The sequence below is a fragment of the Veillonella tobetsuensis genome, assembly GCF_002959935.1.
Classification (GTDB): Bacteria; Bacillota; Negativicutes; order Veillonellales; family Veillonellaceae; genus Veillonella; species Veillonella tobetsuensis.
The window spans coordinates 325313-341310 of sequence record NZ_PPDF01000012.1; the positions used below are offsets into that span (position 1 = coordinate 325313).

The following is a 15998-nucleotide window of genomic DNA, read 5'->3' on the forward strand; positions in this document are numbered from 1 at the left end:
GCATTGACTATTAATAAAAGAGAGTAGGACTGTTATGAAGACTGTAAAAATAGCCTTATTAGGATTTGGCACCGTTGCACAAGGAACATTCAACTTATTACAGGATAATGCTAATTTAATTGAAAATCGTTCTGGTGTGACTATTGAGATTTCTAAAATTTTTGTACGTAACCCAGAGAAATATAGTCATATTACCTTGCCTAGTACAGCTAAATATGTAACTAATATAGACGATATTGTTAATGATGAATCTATTGATATTGTCGTTGAATTAATGGGTGGTACTACATTTGCCAAAGACTGTGTTGAATCAGCTTTAAAACATGGTAAAAGCGTTGTTACAGCAAATAAAGATTTATTAGCTGTAGCAGGACCTTACTTATTTGATTTAGCGTATAAAAATAAGGTTGATTTACGTTTTGAAGCATCTGTACTTGGCGGTATTCCAATTATCAGAACTTTATATGAATCCCTTGGTGGTAATCATATTACTGAACTCGTAGGAATTATGAATGGTACAACAAACTTTATATTATCAAAAATGACAGAAGAAGGCTTAAGTTATGGAGCGGTTTTAAAAGAAGCTCAAGACTTAGGCTACGCAGAAGCTGATCCTACTGCCGATGTAGAAGGGTTAGATGCGGCACGAAAGCTTGCAATCTTAGCATCTATTAGTTTTAATCGTCGTATATTCTTCGAAGATGTTACTGTAGAAGGCATTACTAAAATAGATACAGAAGATATTTCTTATGGTAAGGAGTTTGGTTATAATATTAAACTCATCGGCATTGCAAAAGAAACTTCAAAAGGTTTATCGCTCAATGTGTACCCTGCTTTTGTGCCATTAACACATCCATTAGCCTCTGTACGCGGTTCGTATAATGCCATTTATATCAAGGGTAATGGTATTGATGATGCCATGTTCTATGGTCGTGGTGCAGGTAGTTTGCCAACAGGTAGTTCTGTTGTAAGTGATATTATGGAAGTTGCTAAAAATATTGCATTTGAATCTACAGGTAGATTTAAACCATTCTACTTTGATCAAAAAAATATTTACTCTCCAGGTAAAATTCAATCTAGTTACTATATTCGATTAGCTGTTGATAATAAAACAGGTGTTCTTGCAAAAATTGCCACAAAATTAGCAGAACAAAAGATTTCTGTACTTTCCATTGTTCAACGTAACAAAGATCCTGAAACGGCAGTGCTTGCTATTGTTACATCTAAATGCCCACACTCTTATATTTTAAATTTAATTGATTCTTTCAATAGCTTACGCTCTGTAAAAGAAGTAAGCAGTGTAATCAGAATTATGGAAGCATAACCTTATGACTACTATTCGTGTACAAGTGCCCGCTACAAGTGCTAACTGCGGGCCCGGCTTTGACTGCCTTGGACTAGCTTTAAATTTATATAATGTATTTGAATTTACACCTGATGGTAAAGCTACATCTTTTACTTATAGCTTTACAGGTTATGGTGCAGATATTTTGGAAAAGGAAGATCCTAAAAAAAATCTTATTGGTATTGCGATGGAGCAAGTATTTGCAAAGGTGCAAGAACCAATTCAATATGGACATATCAAGTCCGATACATTAATTCCACCTTCACGTGGTCTCGGAAGTAGTAGTACTGCTATTGTTGGTGGTCTTTTATTAGCTAATGAGCTTGTAAAGACACCGCTTTCAAAAGAGGATTTATTAATTATTGCCAATCGTATGGAAGGTCACCCTGATAATGTGGCACCCGCTATTTATGGTAATCTTTGCTGCGCTACAGGTTTAAAAGACAGAGTGTTAAATACTGTAATACCAGTGCCAGAGTCACTTCAGTTTGCCGTAGTAGTACCAGAAGTATTAGTTTCTACAGAATATGCGCGTTCAGTGTTACCAAATCACGTCCCTTTTAAAGAGGCTGTTCAAAATGTAAGCCATGCATCATTGTTTGTAACTAGTTTGATTACAAATCAATTGTCTAACTTAGAGGTAGCTTTAGAGGATAATTTGCATGTTCCTTATCGTAAAACTCTAATTCCCCATTGTGATAAAGTGTTTTCAGCAGCTAAAGCTGCTGGTGCGTATGGGGCAACGATTAGTGGATCCGGATCCACATTAATCGCTTATACAGATAAGGCACATGTACAAACTGTAGCAGAGGCAATGGGACAAATTTTTGATTTTCACGGTATTGAAAACAAAATATACATATTAGAGGCTGATACGATAGGCGCCACAACTATTCAAAATGTGATATAATAAAAAATAGTTAAGGCATATTCCAAAAACTTATGTTGGAGGATTTTATGAATAATTTTAAAACAACAATGTTACTAGCAAGTATGATTGCAATGCTAGTATTATTAGGAAATGCTTTTGGCGGTGCTCGCGGTATGATGTTTATGTTCATCTTATCAACGGGGATGTCATTTGCATCATATTGGTATAGTGATAAGATTGTATTAGCTCAATATAATGCCCAAGAGGTTACAGCTCAATCAAATCCTAAGTTATATGGAATGGTTGAAAAATTAGCGCAAAATGGCAAATTACCTATGCCTAAGATTTATATTATTCCAAGTGATGTGCCGAATGCATTTGCAACAGGTCGTAATCCTGAGCATGCAGCTGTCGCCGTAACAGCTGGCATTCAACGTCTATTGACCGATGATGAATTAGCCGGCGTATTAGGGCATGAGTTAACACATGTCAAAAATCGCGATACTTTAATTAGTACAATTGCCGCCATTATAGGCGGTGCTATATCCACTATTGCACAATTCGGTATGTTCTTTGGTGGCCGTTCTGATGATCGAGATAATAATGCTAATCCACTATTATTGATTGGTATGGTTATTTTAGCTCCATTGGTTGCTGCCATAATTCAAATGAGTATCTCTCGTACTCGTGAGTATTTAGCAGATGAGGGCGGTGCAATGCTCAGTAAAAATCCATTAGGATTAGCATCTGCATTGGCAAAAATTGAGGAATATTCAAAATATGGTACTTTGCCTAATGCTAATAATGCTACAGCGCATATGTTTATCATAAATCCGATGATGGGTATCGGTGCTAGCTTATCAAATCTGTTTAGTACACATCCAAGTACTCAAGATAGAATTGCTAGATTAAAGAAACTTTCCTTAAATCCACATTATAGATTTTAATAATATAGGAGGTATGAAAATGGAAGAGACATTAGTTCTTATTAAACCAGATGGCGTAAAACGTCAACTATGTGGTGAAATTCTTAGTCGTTATGAACGCAAAGGCTTAGAAATTAAAGCTATGAAACTACTTCAAACACCGCAAGAATTAGCAGAAGAACATTATGCAGAGCATAAAGATAAGCCATTCTTTGGAGAATTAGTGGATTTCATTACTTCTGGCCCCGTATTAGCATTTATACTAGGCGGCCAAAATGCCGTTGCTTCTGTTCGAGCTATCAATGGTGCAACTAACCCATTAGATGCCACCCCTGGTAGTATTCGTGGTGATTATGCCTTAACTTTAGATTCTAATGTTGTACACGCCTCTGACTCTGCTGAGTCTGCAGCTCGTGAAATGAAATTATGGTTTCCAGAATATAAATAATTCATAATAGGAGGTACGACTATGGGTAGCAGTGTTTATACAAAAACAGGTGATCAAGGTACAACCGGTCTATATACCGGGGAACGAGTAAAAAAATCTTCTCTTCGCGTTGAAGCCTATGGTACGATTGATGAACTTCAAGCTTTCCTCGGATTAGCTCGTGCTTATGCTAAGAATGTAAGAGTCCAAGCTGAGTTGCTTGATATTGAACGATCCTTATGGACTTTGATGGCTGATATTGCAAGCTTAAACCAAGCACCACAAATTACAGATCAACAAGTAAAACATTTGGAAAAGGTTATCGACCGTTTTGATGCTAAATTAGAGCCAATAGCAGAATTTATTTTACCTGGCGAGAATAAATCTTCTGCATATCTACATGTAGCTCGAACTGTTACTCGTCGTGCAGAACGCGAGTTATGGCGTGTATTAGATGAAGGTGAAAGTGTACATGAGTCTAATTTACGTTATCTAAATCGACTTTCTGATTTATGTTTTATCTTGAGCCGTGTAGAGGAAGAAATCGGAGAAGAATAAACGAAAAAAAGCTATGTCATTCACATAGCTTTTTTCTTTATTAAGATTGTGTAATTTCTTGATTCAATACATCATGAGGACTCGGATAGAAAAAGAAAATATGAGGGATTTGATATCTAAATTTCTCACGTAATAAATCAGATAGTGTAGCTTCAAAATTAATTATTTTTGAAACATCAAAAGAAAAATCCTCTACTAATACAAATAGCTGTGGTTCAACAGTTGGTGCGTTTGGTGGCAATTCAGAAGGATCGATTGGTACATTTACAACTGCACGACATGTTCCAATATATCCACCTTGTCCATCTTCAATGGCAACACGATATGTATTTTCCCAGAGGGTGGACATCATTTTTAGTTTCATATTCATAATTTCCATAGTGTATCTCCTTTGTTATACTAATTATGATACAGAAATTATATATACTTGTATAGGTGCTTTATGAAATCTACAATTATTCTATGCTCCGGAGGGGCGCGTAGTGGAAAAAGTGAATTTGCAGAACAATTAGCATTATCCCTTACAGGTCGTAAAACATATGTGGCTACGGGACAAGCTTTTGATGAGGAAATGAAAGACCGAATCAAGAAACATCAAGAGCGTCGAGGAACAGAATGGGATAACTTTGAAATTCCCCTTCATTTACACGAAAATTGGAAAAAAATTAGTGCTGTAAGTGATATCATATTAATTGACTGTCTTACTATGTTTACATCAAATCATTTATTTGCATATGGTGAAGTGAATCATCAAGAAGATGCTAATCGAATAGAATCAATTATTTTAGATGAAATACATTTACTGTTACAAGATATCAACAATAGCGAAAATAAAACTGTTATATTCGTAACTAATGAAATTGGTTTAGGTATAGTGCCTGAAAATAAACTAGCTAGATATTTCCGCGATATTAGTGGTCGTGTAAATCGTGAAGTTGCTACTGCTGCTGATAAAATGTATTTGACTATTAGTGGTATAACAATTGAATTAAAATCTCAGGAGGTTCATATAAATGGCTAAGAAAATTATGTTCCAAGGAACAAGCTCTAATGTAGGTAAAAGTATACTCTGTACTGCATTATGCCGTATTTTTTACAGAATGGGCTATAAAACAGTACCATTTAAAGCACAAAATATGGCCTTAAATTCATATGTAACCAAATGGGGCGATGAAATTGGTCGTGCTCAAGTTGCTCAGGCTGAAGCAGCTGGTATAGATCCTATTGTACAGATGAATCCTGTATTACTAAAACCAACAGGTAATCAATCATCCCAAGTAGTATTAATGGGAAAACCCGTTGGTGTATATAGTGCGAAGGAGTATCACACACAATACTCCCTAACTGCACTTGATAAAGTTAAGGAATCGCTAGCCTTTTTAGATGAAAACTTTGAAATGATAGTTATTGAGGGTGCTGGTAGTCCTGCAGAGGTTAACTTAAAGGCTAATGATATCGTTAATATGCGCATTGCTAAGATGACTCAAGCACCTGTATTTTTAATTGCTGATATTGATAGAGGCGGTGCGATTGCTTCTATCGTAGGTACGTTAGAACTATTAGAGCCAGAAGAACGAGATTTAATAAAAGGAATTGTAATCAATAAATTCCGTGGAGACATTAAACTTTTAGAACCAGCATTAACTTTCATAGAAGAAAAAACAGGTAAAAAAGTAGTAGGTGTAATTCCAGCTATTGAAAATCTTGATATTGATGAGGAAGATTCTGTAGCATTGGAAAACAAACGAAATAAAGGCTCTAAAGAAATTCAAATTGCTGTTATTCAAACACCTAAGATTTCTAATTTCACCGATTTTGATGCACTAAATTATGAACCTGATATATCAGTGCGATTTGTAGGCAATGGTGATGTAATAGGAACACCTGATTTAATTATCTTGCCAGGGTCTAAAAATACACTAGCTGATTTAACGTACTTAAAAAATTCTGGTTTGGCTGATGAAATTAAGGCTTTAGCGGCAAAAGGAACACCCGTAATTGGTATATGTGGTGGAAATCAAATGTTGGGCACTGCAATCTATGACCCTCATCATATGGAAGGAGATATCGAAGAAAGCGAAGGCTTAGGTCTAGTTAATTCTACGACTACTATGAAGGATCAAAAAACAACTCATCAAGTAACATTTGATGTAGATAATTTACAATTCCTTGATGGCCAATTCTCTAGCAGTGAGCTCGTTGGCTATGAAATTCATATGGGTGATACAACACCAAATGATGAATCCGTTAAACGTTGTTTTACAATTACTAAACGAAGTGAAAGTGCAATTGAGGTGGTAGACGGCTTTATCGATGGTCAACATCAAGTAATGGGCACTTATATTCACGGCGTTTTTGATAATGATGATTTCCGTCGTTTTATAGTCAACCAATTACGTTTACGCAAGGGATTAGAGGAAATGCCTGTCGTATTCCATTATTTTGAACATAAAAACAATGCCTATAATCGCTTGGCAGACATTGTAGAAGAACATTTAGACATGGATTATATCATGTCATTATTAAAGGATAATGGGTGATTTTAATGGATTTACATATACTCTTAGATTGGTTTAAGCAATATAGCTATATTTGCATTCCAATTTTAGCGTTTATTATCGATACAATTATTGGTGATCCTAACAGTAAATTTCATCCTGTAGCATTAATTGGCCGTATTATTACATTTTATGAAGCTGTATTTTACAAAGAAACAGATAATGATACTAAAAAACTTTGGTATGGCGGTATTACGGTTGGTTTTATACTGTTAACCGTATATATCATCGCTTCTTTACTTCTTTGGATAGGTGGCCTTATCAATGAATGGGTAGAGTATGTAATTCAAGTTTTGATTGTATATATAACTATTTCTCCACGTTCATTAGGTGCGGCAGGTTTTGAAATTAACAGATTATTAAAACAAGGATTTATCAATGAGGCAAGAGAACGTGTTTCATGGATTGTTGGTCGTGATACAGATTATCTAGATGAAGGAGAAATCACTAGAGCAACCGTTGAAACGATAGCAGAAAATACAATTGATGGTATTGTTTCACCATTGTTCTTCTTTATTCTAGGTGGGCCAATAGGGGCCATCTTATATCGCACTGCCAATACAATGGATTCTATGTTAGGTTATAAAAATCAAAAGTATATGTTTTTTGGACGTGTAGCCGCTCGTTTTGATGATATGTTAAATTGGATACCTGCACGTATAACCTTTATATTATTTGTTATTTCTGCCTTTATCTTGCGATTTGATGCTAAAAACGCCTTTCATATAGGGCTAAGAGATGCCAAAAAACATCCTAGTCCTAATGGGGGCTATGCAGAGGCTCCTGTAGCAGGCGCTTTACATATTCGTTTAGGTGGATACAATCAATATTTTAAAAAGATGACATTCCGTGAATACATGGGGGATGCTTTAGAATCTTTGAACCGTTTACATATAATACGTTGTATATATATGATGTATCTTTCAACGATACTCATGATTATGATTACATCCTTTGTAACCTATTTATGTATGGAGTAGTAAATACATGACACCTTTCTTTATTGCTTTGCAATTTCTAACTAGACTTAAAATAGTAAATCAAACAGAATGGACCATGGAGGATTTTGGGAAGTCTGTTGCTACATTTCCTTATATAGGTTTAATCATAGGTATATTTTTAACTATCATTTACTTTATATTTTCCCAATTTTTAGCGCCTGTACCATTAATGTTATTCATTGTTATTAGTGAATTTCTATTTACTGGTGGATTGCATGCTGATGGATTAATGGATACCAGTGATGGCCTATTTTCTGGCCGTGAGCGTGAGAAAAAATTAGAAATAATGAAGGATAGTCGTATAGGATCCTTTGGTGTAGTAGCATTTGTTTTTGTTACACTCCTTAAATGGCAATTATTAACAGCCATTCCTATGCCTGAATTTATTCCAATCATTCTTATTATGATGCCACTAATGAGTCGCTATACATTAATCTTAAGCATTCGATCCTATCCATATGCACGTAAAAGTGGAATGGGGCAAGCCTTTGCAGAGTATGCACCAAAACACGTCATTACTTGGAGTACAATTTCTACACTATGTATGCCTCTAATTATTTGTATAATTTTAGCATTCTTATATGCACTAACATTGGGTGTTACAAGCATTTTTTCCATCCCATTCATACCGTTTAATATGGCTATGTTCGGATTAGCATACACCTGCATTGGTTTAATGGAAATCAATATATTTTCTATGATAATCAGCTATATTATTAATCGTATTCTCAACCATTATATTGTTAAACAATTAGGTGGTACTACAGGAGATACATATGGTTTTGTCGTAGAACTAACAGAGGTTCTATTAATTTTAGTCTATATTATCACTTTGACGTTTTTATCAACCTTTTTAAAAGGACCTATTTTTTAATATCTGCGAATAATTAAGTAATTATTATTGATTCTAAATTGTAAGGAGGAATTAGTGACTTATTATGTTCGTGCACCTGGCACATGTGGGGAATTTATTCAAGGCGCAATTGATGGACAATCATTTCTCGTGACCTGTCCAATTAACCGATATTCCTATGCACTTAGTCAAGTAACACATCCATTACCACACTATTATTGCTCCTTACAGCCGAAGGCAAGTAAAGCTTGTAGACTGGTAAAAGACACTTTGTCGATAGCGAATCAGGATAGTACATCTATTTATGTTCGTTCTGATATTATACAAGGTAAGGGGATGGCCTCTAGTTCAGCTGATATTGCTGTAGCAGCTATGGCGACTGCATTATCTCTAAATATAACTTTAACGCCTAAAGAATTAGAAATGATCTGTTTATCCGTAGAACCTACAGATGCTTCTTTTTATCCTGGTATAACCCAATTTGACTATATAAATGGATCGATTTGTAATTTCATGGGTATGTGTCCACCTTTGAAAATTCTTATTTTTGATGAAGGTGGCATTGTTGATACCGTATCATTTAATAAACAAAGAGATTTATTTCAGAAAATTCAAGAAAAAGAACCTATTATAAAGGAAGCTTTAGAACTCTTTACTAAGGGTTTAGAATCACATGACATTACTTTAATAGGCCAAGCCGCAACTTTAAGTGCTTTTGCTAATCAAAGAATTTTATATAAACCTAATTTATATGAGTTCCATGATATAGGTAATGCATTCCAAAGTGTAGGCACAATTATCGCCCATAGCGGTACGATAATGGGCTTGTTATTTCCTAATGATCATAATGCAGTAGAGGATTGTAGACGCTATATTGAAAAGAAATTACCAACTTTACAATATATTGATACTGTGGAAACTACAAATGAAGGTTTAACATATATAAAACGATAAAGGAGGATCCTTATATGCCAGATACACATGGCGGTAATATCTTTAAATTTGCCCACGAACATCATATTAATCCATCGGATGTATGTGATTTTAGTGCCAATATTAATCCATTAGGACCTAGTCAAAAGGGATTAGAAGCACTTAATAAGCGCTTAGATTATATTTCACATTATCCAGACCCTACTAATGATGATGTACTAAATGCAGTAGCAGACGTATATGGTGTAAATAAGGATTCTATTCTCATCGGTAATGGTGCGGCGGAGTTATTATATGCCATAGGTCGATTACCTGAATTTACAGGCTCCTTTGTACCTGCACCAGGATTTTCAGAATATCGTAATTCTATGGATGCAGCCAATATTCCTGTGCGAGATATTTTTTATCGCCAACGACAAGATGAAAAGGGTACCCCGTATTTTGAAATACCTTATTTGGCGTTACAAACATTTGCTGCTAAATTAAAGGGGCAGGATGGGCGTATCATTGTTTTCTTAGGAAATCCGAATAATCCAGATGGTACATTACTCGATAAAAAATATATTGATAAACTTGCTAACATGTTGCATGATGCAAACAGTTTATTAGTTATAGACGAATCTTTTATCGATTTTATTGGAAATGATTCACTTTGTGATAATAGTTATTCTATGCGAAGTCTTATTTATCATCATGACAACGTAATTATTATCCATTCTTTTACTAAATTTTATGCTGTTCCTGGGCTTCGCATAGGTGCAGCCTTTGCTAATCCATCACTTATCAAAAAATTAAGTGCCTATATTCCTTCATGGTCTGTTAATACCTTATCACAGGCTTATATTACAGCTGCCGTGAATGATACCAACTACATCAAGAATACGAAAGACCTATTGGCCAACGAATCTGAGTTTATGTATAAATCGCTATCTGCTATAGAAGATTTCATTGTATATAAGCCATCGGCTAATTATATATTGATTGAAGTCCAAAATCCTACTATAACAGTTGATAATGTGCAAAGAAATCTAGAGAAACATAATGTGTTGATACGCAATTGTGCCAACTATAATGGTTTAGGTGCGCAATGGATGAGGATTGCCATAAAAGATCACAACCATAACGTAGAACTTATTCGTTTACTATCTGCCATTTTTGAGAAATAAGGATTAAAAATGAAAACATTATATATTGTTAGACATGGAGAAACCGAGTGGAATAAGATTGGTCGATACCAAGGTATTACAAATGTGCCACTTAATGAAAACGGTATTGCACAGGCCAAAGCTTGTGGTAATGCCTTAAAGGATGTTCATTTTGATCGCATTCTTTCTAGTGATCTATCAAGAGCTCTTGTAACGGCTGAAACGATACGTGGAAATCGACAACTAGAGATAAAAACAGATGAACGATTACGTGAAATTAATTTTGGCGATTGGGAAAAGCTTCTTTTTACTGAAATAGAAGAACGTTGGCCTGGCCTTATTGATCAAATGTATCGTCGCCCTGATATTGTAAAGGTACCTAATGGTGAAAGCTTTCAAGAGGTGCAAGATCGTGCTTGGAGTGCAGTATCTGATTTTCTAAATGAAAATAATGAAGATGAAACTATTTTAATTACTTGTCATGGTGGTACAATACGTACTATATTATGTAAATTACTCGATATCTCCATCAGTCATTGTTGGAATTTCAGCCAAGGAAATACAGCCATTAATCGCGTGTTTTATAATGGTATGGGTGAATCAGATCACAATATTTTAAACTTGCTCAATGATACAGCTCATGTAGATAATTTAAGAGGACATGTATAATAGCTTCTTTCAAATAGAAGAAAGGAATCTTAAATGCGTTTAGATAAACTATTAGCCAACAAGGCCTTTGGTAGTCGCAAAGAAGTTCATCAAATCATCAAAGATAGACGTGTTACCGTGAATGATATCATTGTGGTGAAAAAGGATCATCCTATAAACATTGATACCGATACTATAGCGGTTGACGGCTCACAAATATCTACAAAACAACTATATTATATTAAGTTTCACAAGCCTGCTGGATATATAACGGCAGTAGAAGATAGGTTACATCCTGTAGTAATGGATTTATTACCTCCTGAATTTAAAAAAATGGGCGTATTTCCCGTTGGTCGTCTAGATAAAGATACAGAAGGTCTATTATTGCTCACTAACGATGGAGTATGGGCTCATTCGATTATCAATGGGCATAAACATGTACCTAAGGTTTATTATGTTGAGTTTCATGGAATACTATCTAAAGAGGGCCTAGAACGCATATCAGCCGGTATAGTTCTAGGCGATGGAATACAATGTAAACCTGCTACGATCAATATCCTATCAGATAAATCGCTAGAAATAACCATTGAAGAAGGCAAATATCATCAAGTAAAACGTATGATAGGGGCTGCAGGTGGTGAAGTAACGTATTTAAAAAGATTGTCAGTAGGCCATATTACACTAAGTGGAATTGAAGAAACTAATACATACTTAGAAATTGGTGACCAAGAAATTGCAGACTTTAAAAAATAGCATGAAAATCTACCCAATATAGGTATTTTATGGTATTATAAAGTGTACTTTATAGACTAGGAGCATGATTATGAATGGTTTAAATCAGCTACAACAGTATATTAAAGAACAAGAGTTAACAAGTGTTATTTTAATCAGTCCAACCAATTTACATTATTTTGCTAGCTTTACTGGTACTACAGGTTTTGCTATTGTCACACAAGATCAGGCCTTTATGATTACCGATTTTAGATATACAGAGCAAGCAACAAAGCAATGTGAAGGATATACGGTTATTCAATACGAAACAACTGTTATGGATACTCTTGTAGATATTTTTAATGACAATCACATCCATGAAGGCCTCTTTGGTATAGAAGGAAAATATATGCCTGTAGATACCTATGAATCTTTATGTGATACGTTAGATGAACGCTTTAATTTCACGTCTCTTAACTTTGCAACACTACGCGCGGTGAAACGTGAAGACGAATTAGAATTGATGCGTAAAGCAGCTAAGATTGGTGATGAAGCTTTTGCTGCACTTTTACCACAATTAAAGGTGGGGATGACCGAAAACGAAGCACGTATCATCTTAGAAACAGAAATGTTAAAATGTGGTTCTGAGGAACCATCATTTGCTACTATTGTTGCATCTGGCAATCGGTCTAGCATGCCACATGGTGTGGCTAGTGATAAGGTTATTGAAGCCGGTGATTTTGTTACCTTTGACTTTGGTGCTGTTTATAAAGGCTTTCATTCAGATATGACGAGAACAATCGTTATGGGGCCCGCATCAGAATTACAGAAAAAACTGTATACTATTGTTTTAGAAGCACAAAAACGAGGTGTTGCAGCTGTTCGTGCTGGAATTACAGGCAAAGAGCTTGATGCAGTATGTCGTAACTATATACGAGATAATGGATATACCAAGGAATTTAATCACGGTACAGGGCATGGTGTAGGATTAGAAATTCATGAGGAACCTGTGGCCAACCCGAAATCCAACACGGTATTTTCCGAAAATATGATCATTACGGTAGAACCAGGCATATATCTTTCTGGTGAAATCGGATTGAGAATAGAGGATAGTGTTATTGTTAAGGCTAATGGCTGTGAAGTATTAACACATAGTCCAAAAGAGTTAATTGAAATAGGTATTTAGAAGGAGAAGAGTTAGATGATTTCCAGTAATGATTTCCGCCCAGGTGTAACCGTTGAAATCGACGGTAATGTATGGCAAGTAGTTGATTTCCAACACGTTAAACCAGGCAAAGGTGCTGCATTCGTACGTACTAAAATGAAAAACTTGCAAACAGGTTCTGTAGTAGAACGTACATTTAATGCCGGTGAAAAAGTGCCAAAAGCACACGTTGATCGTCGTCGTATGCAATACTTATACGAGTCTGATGGTGCTTATACATTCATGGATAACGAAACTTATGACCAAGTTGAACTTACCCTTGAACAATTAGGGGAAGCTAAAAACTTCCTTCTTGAAAATATGGAAGTATCCATCATGTTCTTCCAAGGTATCGTTATCGGTCTTGACTTACCTGTAGCTGTAGAACTTCGCGTTGTTGAAACAGATCCTGGTATCCGTGGTGATACTGCTACTGGTGGTAACAAACCAGCAGTATTAGAAACAGGCTACACTGTAAAAGTACCTCTCTTCATTGAAGTAGACGATGTACTTCGTATTGATACACGTACAGGTCAATACATCGAACGTGCCTAAAACTATTTCATTGATATAGTGGGCCAGATCTTTTAAATGTAATATAGTCCCCCATATATCTTTGTTGAGCTGAGCACTTGTCGTCTATGTCATTATATAGGGACAGGTGCTCTTTTTGAAAGAGGCCTATATGACTAAGAAAATAACTGAGTTAGAAACGGGTAAAATTAAAATTGCTGACGATGTATACGCTACTATTGTTAGTATGACCGCATTGGATACAAAAGGGATTCATCATATGAGTTCTACCTTTAATGACGGTGTAAATACATTTTTTGGACGTAAAAACGCCCATGAAGGTGTAAAAATTTCCTTCAATGATGAAGGGGCTCTTTCCGTAACATTGTACGTAAGTATATCCTATGGCTATCGCATACCAGATATTGCCCTTCGTTTACAAGAACGAATTAAAACGGCGCTCGTTAATTATACGGAAATAGATGTTGAAACTATTGATATCGTAGTCCAAGATATTATTTTTGATGATTTTACACCTGATACATCTCAAGGTGAAGAATAATAGGAGGACCTATGAGCCAAGACGATAAATTAAATTATGGTTTAGATACAGCAACTGTTGATATTGCTGATTCGGTGATTATCGATGTTGCTATCAAACCACTTAGCACAATTCCTGGTATTCATTCTTTAAGCCCTCGCTTATATGATGAGATTGTAGATGGTATTACAAATGCATTTGGTCAAAAAAATCTACCTGGTATCAATGTAAAACATAGAAAAGGATTTTTGGAAATCAATATTTATATCCGTGTTTTATATGGCTACAATGTAATAGATATAGCAAAACAATTACAATCTGAAATTAAACAAACCTTAAAGAACACGCTCGATCTTGATAATGTAAAGGTTGATGTACATATTGAAGGAATTGTGAAAGAATAATAGAGGAAATAACATGTCTAAAAAGAGAAATCGACGTGAAGCACGTCAATATGCATTCCAAGTGCTATACGCTAATGAATTTCACACTTGTAACGATGATGTAATCTTCCCTGAAGGCGAAGTAACTCTATCTATGGATATTGCTTATGCAAATCAAATGATTGACGGTGTATTAGCCCATACAGAAGAAATCGATACAATACTTAATCCATTTTGCACAAAACGTAAATTAGAACTTATGGATAAGGTAGACCGCGCTATTTTACGTCTTGCTATATGGGAGCTCAATTATAATAGTGAAGATGTATCTCCATCTATCGTAATCAATGAAGCTGTACAATTAGCAAAATCTTTTGGTTCTGATGCATCTTACAAATTAATTAATGCTATTCTAGATGCTTATAACAAGAGTAAATAATGAAACAATACTTTCTAGGAATCGACACAAGCTGCTATACGACGAGCTGTGCCATCATTGATGATGAACTAAATATTGTAGGGGAAGCTCGTAAAATTTTGGACGTCAAGTCTGGTATGAAAGGCCTTCAACAGTCTAATATGGTATTTCAACATACAAAGGTACTACCTCGTCTTATAGAAGAGTTAGTTCAAGTTCCGTTATCGGGAATTGGTGTCAGTGCCTTTCCTAGACGGGCTGATGATTCTTATATGCCAGCTTTTCTTGTAGGTCATAGTTTTGGTCGTGCGCTAAGCCATATGATGAAAGTACCAATGTACGAGTTTTCCCATCAAGAAAATCATATATTGGCAGCATTGCGTGACATAGGATCTATCCCAAATCAACCATTCTATGCCTTGCATCTTTCCGGTGGTACAACAGAACTTGTGCTAACAGAATATAAAGGTAAAGGTGTTTTTGAAAGTTCTATCATCGGTGGCTCTAACGATTTGCAAGGTGGACAATTTGTTGATCGCGTCGGTGTTGCGTTGGGCTTACAATTTCCTTGTGGCAAGGAATTAGAACGGCTTGCGTTACAAACGGATACATATGATCCATTACCTTCATCAGTTAAAGAGGGATGGATTAGCTTTGCTGGTCCTTGTAGTGCGGCATTACGCAATATAGGAAATGGTGTCGCTCCTGCATCTATAAGTAAGGCACTCTTTAGTTGTATAGGAAACTCCTTAGAAAAATTATTGACATATCATCTTGAACATACACCAGTATCAACATTAGTTGCAGTAGGTGGTGTTATGAGTAATTCCATATTACGAAATCGTATTAAAGGTTTCTGCAATAAAAATGATGTAAAGGTTTACTTTGCAACTCCTAAGTTTTCTGTCGACAATGCTACTGGTAATGCCTACGGAGCATTATTAGCATCAAAAGAGTAGGTAT

At 35.5% G+C, this 15998-nt stretch carries 20 protein-coding genes; 19 read left to right on the plus strand and 1 reads right to left on the minus strand.

The genetic code is table 11. The features are described 5' to 3' along the window. Positions 1–34 precede the first annotated feature (34 nt). The 5 genes from VTHSUH11_RS07470 to VTHSUH11_RS07490 are packed head-to-tail and all read left to right on the plus strand — an operon-like array spanning position 35 to position 4127. Complete coding sequence (locus VTHSUH11_RS07470; protein WP_105093196.1) at positions 35–1324, plus strand: homoserine dehydrogenase; 1290 nt, start codon at positions 35–37, stop codon at positions 1322–1324. 4 nt (positions 1325–1328) lie between these two features. Continuing rightward, entirely contained in the window at positions 1329–2255 is a 927-nt protein-coding gene (gene thrB, locus VTHSUH11_RS07475) for a homoserine kinase (RefSeq protein ID WP_105093197.1), read from the plus strand. 47 nt (positions 2256–2302) lie between these two features. After that, positions 2303–3163, plus strand: coding sequence for a zinc metalloprotease HtpX (htpX, locus tag VTHSUH11_RS07480; RefSeq protein WP_105093198.1), 861 nt, complete (start codon positions 2303–2305; stop codon positions 3161–3163). A gap of 19 nt (positions 3164–3182) precedes the next feature. After that, on the plus strand, positions 3183–3590 hold the full coding sequence (gene ndk, locus VTHSUH11_RS07485) for a nucleoside-diphosphate kinase (protein WP_059362434.1): 408 nt from the start codon (positions 3183–3185) through the stop codon (positions 3588–3590). Positions 3591–3611: 21 nt separating this feature from the next. Continuing rightward, a complete protein-coding gene (locus VTHSUH11_RS07490; RefSeq protein WP_105093199.1) occupies positions 3612–4127 on the plus strand; it encodes a cob(I)yrinic acid a,c-diamide adenosyltransferase in 516 nt (171 codons plus the stop codon). Positions 4128–4167: 40 nt separating this feature from the next. Here the strand turns inward: VTHSUH11_RS07490 and VTHSUH11_RS07495 are convergent, their stop codons facing one another. Continuing rightward, positions 4168–4506, minus strand: a complete 339-nt coding sequence (locus tag VTHSUH11_RS07495) for a hypothetical protein (protein ID WP_059362441.1) — start codon at positions 4504–4506, stop codon at positions 4168–4170. Between the two features lie 63 nt (positions 4507–4569). Between VTHSUH11_RS07495 and cobU the strand changes: the two genes are divergently transcribed. The 14 genes from cobU to VTHSUH11_RS07565 all read left to right on the plus strand — a co-directional run bounded on the left by cobU (position 4570) and on the right by VTHSUH11_RS07565 (position 15994). Next, a complete protein-coding gene (gene cobU / locus VTHSUH11_RS07500; RefSeq protein WP_105093200.1) occupies positions 4570–5148 on the plus strand; it encodes a bifunctional adenosylcobinamide kinase/adenosylcobinamide-phosphate guanylyltransferase in 579 nt (192 codons plus the stop codon). Beyond that, positions 5141–6667 carry a cobyric acid synthase gene (locus tag VTHSUH11_RS07505; RefSeq protein ID WP_105093201.1) on the plus strand — a complete coding sequence of 509 codons (1527 nt, stop codon included), beginning with the start codon at positions 5141–5143 and terminating at the stop codon, positions 6665–6667. Before cobU ends, VTHSUH11_RS07505 begins: the two co-directional genes overlap by 8 nt. Positions 6668–6672: 5 nt before the next feature. Further along, entirely contained in the window at positions 6673–7665 is a 993-nt protein-coding gene (cbiB, locus tag VTHSUH11_RS07510; RefSeq protein ID WP_105093202.1) for an adenosylcobinamide-phosphate synthase CbiB, read from the plus strand. A 7-nt stretch (positions 7666–7672) separates the two neighbouring features. Continuing rightward, positions 7673–8560, plus strand: coding sequence for an adenosylcobinamide-GDP ribazoletransferase (cobS, locus tag VTHSUH11_RS07515; protein ID WP_105093203.1), 888 nt, complete (start codon positions 7673–7675; stop codon positions 8558–8560). 54 nt (positions 8561–8614) lie between these two features. Next, positions 8615–9493, plus strand: a complete 879-nt coding sequence (locus VTHSUH11_RS07520) for a GHMP family kinase ATP-binding protein (protein WP_105093204.1) — start codon at positions 8615–8617, stop codon at positions 9491–9493. Positions 9494–9507: 14 nt separating this feature from the next. After that, positions 9508–10638 (plus strand): pyridoxal phosphate-dependent aminotransferase, encoded by a 1131-nt coding sequence (locus tag VTHSUH11_RS07525; protein WP_105093205.1) that lies wholly within the window; start codon positions 9508–9510, stop codon positions 10636–10638. 9 nt (positions 10639–10647) lie between these two features. Continuing rightward, on the plus strand, positions 10648–11286 hold the full coding sequence (gene cobC, locus VTHSUH11_RS07530; RefSeq protein ID WP_105093206.1) for an alpha-ribazole phosphatase: 639 nt from the start codon (positions 10648–10650) through the stop codon (positions 11284–11286). Positions 11287–11319: 33 nt separating this feature from the next. After that, positions 11320–12018 (plus strand): pseudouridine synthase, encoded by a 699-nt coding sequence (locus VTHSUH11_RS07535; RefSeq protein ID WP_105093207.1) that lies wholly within the window; start codon positions 11320–11322, stop codon positions 12016–12018. 70 nt (positions 12019–12088) lie between these two features. Then, entirely contained in the window at positions 12089–13162 is a 1074-nt protein-coding gene (locus tag VTHSUH11_RS07540; RefSeq protein ID WP_105093208.1) for a M24 family metallopeptidase, read from the plus strand. A gap of 15 nt (positions 13163–13177) precedes the next feature. Then, on the plus strand, positions 13178–13735 hold the full coding sequence (gene efp / locus VTHSUH11_RS07545; protein WP_009352604.1) for an elongation factor P: 558 nt from the start codon (positions 13178–13180) through the stop codon (positions 13733–13735). A 130-nt stretch (positions 13736–13865) separates the two neighbouring features. Further along, a complete protein-coding gene (locus VTHSUH11_RS07550; protein ID WP_059362470.1) occupies positions 13866–14255 on the plus strand; it encodes an Asp23/Gls24 family envelope stress response protein in 390 nt (129 codons plus the stop codon). A gap of 11 nt (positions 14256–14266) precedes the next feature. Then, positions 14267–14638 carry an Asp23/Gls24 family envelope stress response protein gene (locus VTHSUH11_RS07555; protein ID WP_059362473.1) on the plus strand — a complete coding sequence of 124 codons (372 nt, stop codon included), beginning with the start codon at positions 14267–14269 and terminating at the stop codon, positions 14636–14638. Positions 14639–14651: 13 nt separating this feature from the next. Next, on the plus strand, positions 14652–15056 hold the full coding sequence (nusB, locus tag VTHSUH11_RS07560; RefSeq protein ID WP_059362476.1) for a transcription antitermination factor NusB: 405 nt from the start codon (positions 14652–14654) through the stop codon (positions 15054–15056). After that, on the plus strand, positions 15056–15994 hold the full coding sequence (locus VTHSUH11_RS07565) for a Kae1-like domain-containing protein (protein WP_105093209.1): 939 nt from the start codon (positions 15056–15058) through the stop codon (positions 15992–15994). Before nusB ends, VTHSUH11_RS07565 begins: the two co-directional genes overlap by 1 nt. The last annotated feature ends 4 nt before the right edge of the window (positions 15995–15998 follow it).

What these genes read in the sequence shown, in the direction of transcription:
- VTHSUH11_RS07470 (WP_105093196.1), top strand. Translation starts at nt 35, where the DNA reads ATGAAGACTGTAAAAATAGCCTTATTAGGATTTGGCACCGTTGCACAA.
- thrB (WP_105093197.1), top strand. Translation starts at nt 1,329, where the DNA reads ATGACTACTATTCGTGTACAAGTGCCCGCTACAAGTGCTAACTGCGGG.
- htpX (WP_105093198.1), top strand. Translation starts at nt 2,303, where the DNA reads ATGAATAATTTTAAAACAACAATGTTACTAGCAAGTATGATTGCAATG.
- ndk (WP_059362434.1), top strand. Translation starts at nt 3,183, where the DNA reads ATGGAAGAGACATTAGTTCTTATTAAACCAGATGGCGTAAAACGTCAA.
- VTHSUH11_RS07490 (WP_105093199.1), top strand. Translation starts at nt 3,612, where the DNA reads ATGGGTAGCAGTGTTTATACAAAAACAGGTGATCAAGGTACAACCGGT.
- VTHSUH11_RS07495 (WP_059362441.1), bottom strand. Translation starts at nt 4,506, where the DNA reads ATGGAAATTATGAATATGAAACTAAAAATGATGTCCACCCTCTGGGAA.
- cobU (WP_105093200.1), top strand. Translation starts at nt 4,570, where the DNA reads ATGAAATCTACAATTATTCTATGCTCCGGAGGGGCGCGTAGTGGAAAA.
- VTHSUH11_RS07505 (WP_105093201.1), top strand. Translation starts at nt 5,141, where the DNA reads ATGGCTAAGAAAATTATGTTCCAAGGAACAAGCTCTAATGTAGGTAAA.
- cbiB (WP_105093202.1), top strand. Translation starts at nt 6,673, where the DNA reads ATGGATTTACATATACTCTTAGATTGGTTTAAGCAATATAGCTATATT.
- cobS (WP_105093203.1), top strand. Translation starts at nt 7,673, where the DNA reads ATGACACCTTTCTTTATTGCTTTGCAATTTCTAACTAGACTTAAAATA.
- VTHSUH11_RS07525 (WP_105093205.1), top strand. Translation starts at nt 9,508, where the DNA reads ATGCCAGATACACATGGCGGTAATATCTTTAAATTTGCCCACGAACAT.
- cobC (WP_105093206.1), top strand. Translation starts at nt 10,648, where the DNA reads ATGAAAACATTATATATTGTTAGACATGGAGAAACCGAGTGGAATAAG.
- VTHSUH11_RS07535 (WP_105093207.1), top strand. Translation starts at nt 11,320, where the DNA reads ATGCGTTTAGATAAACTATTAGCCAACAAGGCCTTTGGTAGTCGCAAA.
- VTHSUH11_RS07540 (WP_105093208.1), top strand. Translation starts at nt 12,089, where the DNA reads ATGAATGGTTTAAATCAGCTACAACAGTATATTAAAGAACAAGAGTTA.
- efp (WP_009352604.1), top strand. Translation starts at nt 13,178, where the DNA reads ATGATTTCCAGTAATGATTTCCGCCCAGGTGTAACCGTTGAAATCGAC.
- VTHSUH11_RS07550 (WP_059362470.1), top strand. Translation starts at nt 13,866, where the DNA reads ATGACTAAGAAAATAACTGAGTTAGAAACGGGTAAAATTAAAATTGCT.
- VTHSUH11_RS07555 (WP_059362473.1), top strand. Translation starts at nt 14,267, where the DNA reads ATGAGCCAAGACGATAAATTAAATTATGGTTTAGATACAGCAACTGTT.
- nusB (WP_059362476.1), top strand. Translation starts at nt 14,652, where the DNA reads ATGTCTAAAAAGAGAAATCGACGTGAAGCACGTCAATATGCATTCCAA.
- VTHSUH11_RS07565 (WP_105093209.1), top strand. Translation starts at nt 15,056, where the DNA reads ATGAAACAATACTTTCTAGGAATCGACACAAGCTGCTATACGACGAGC.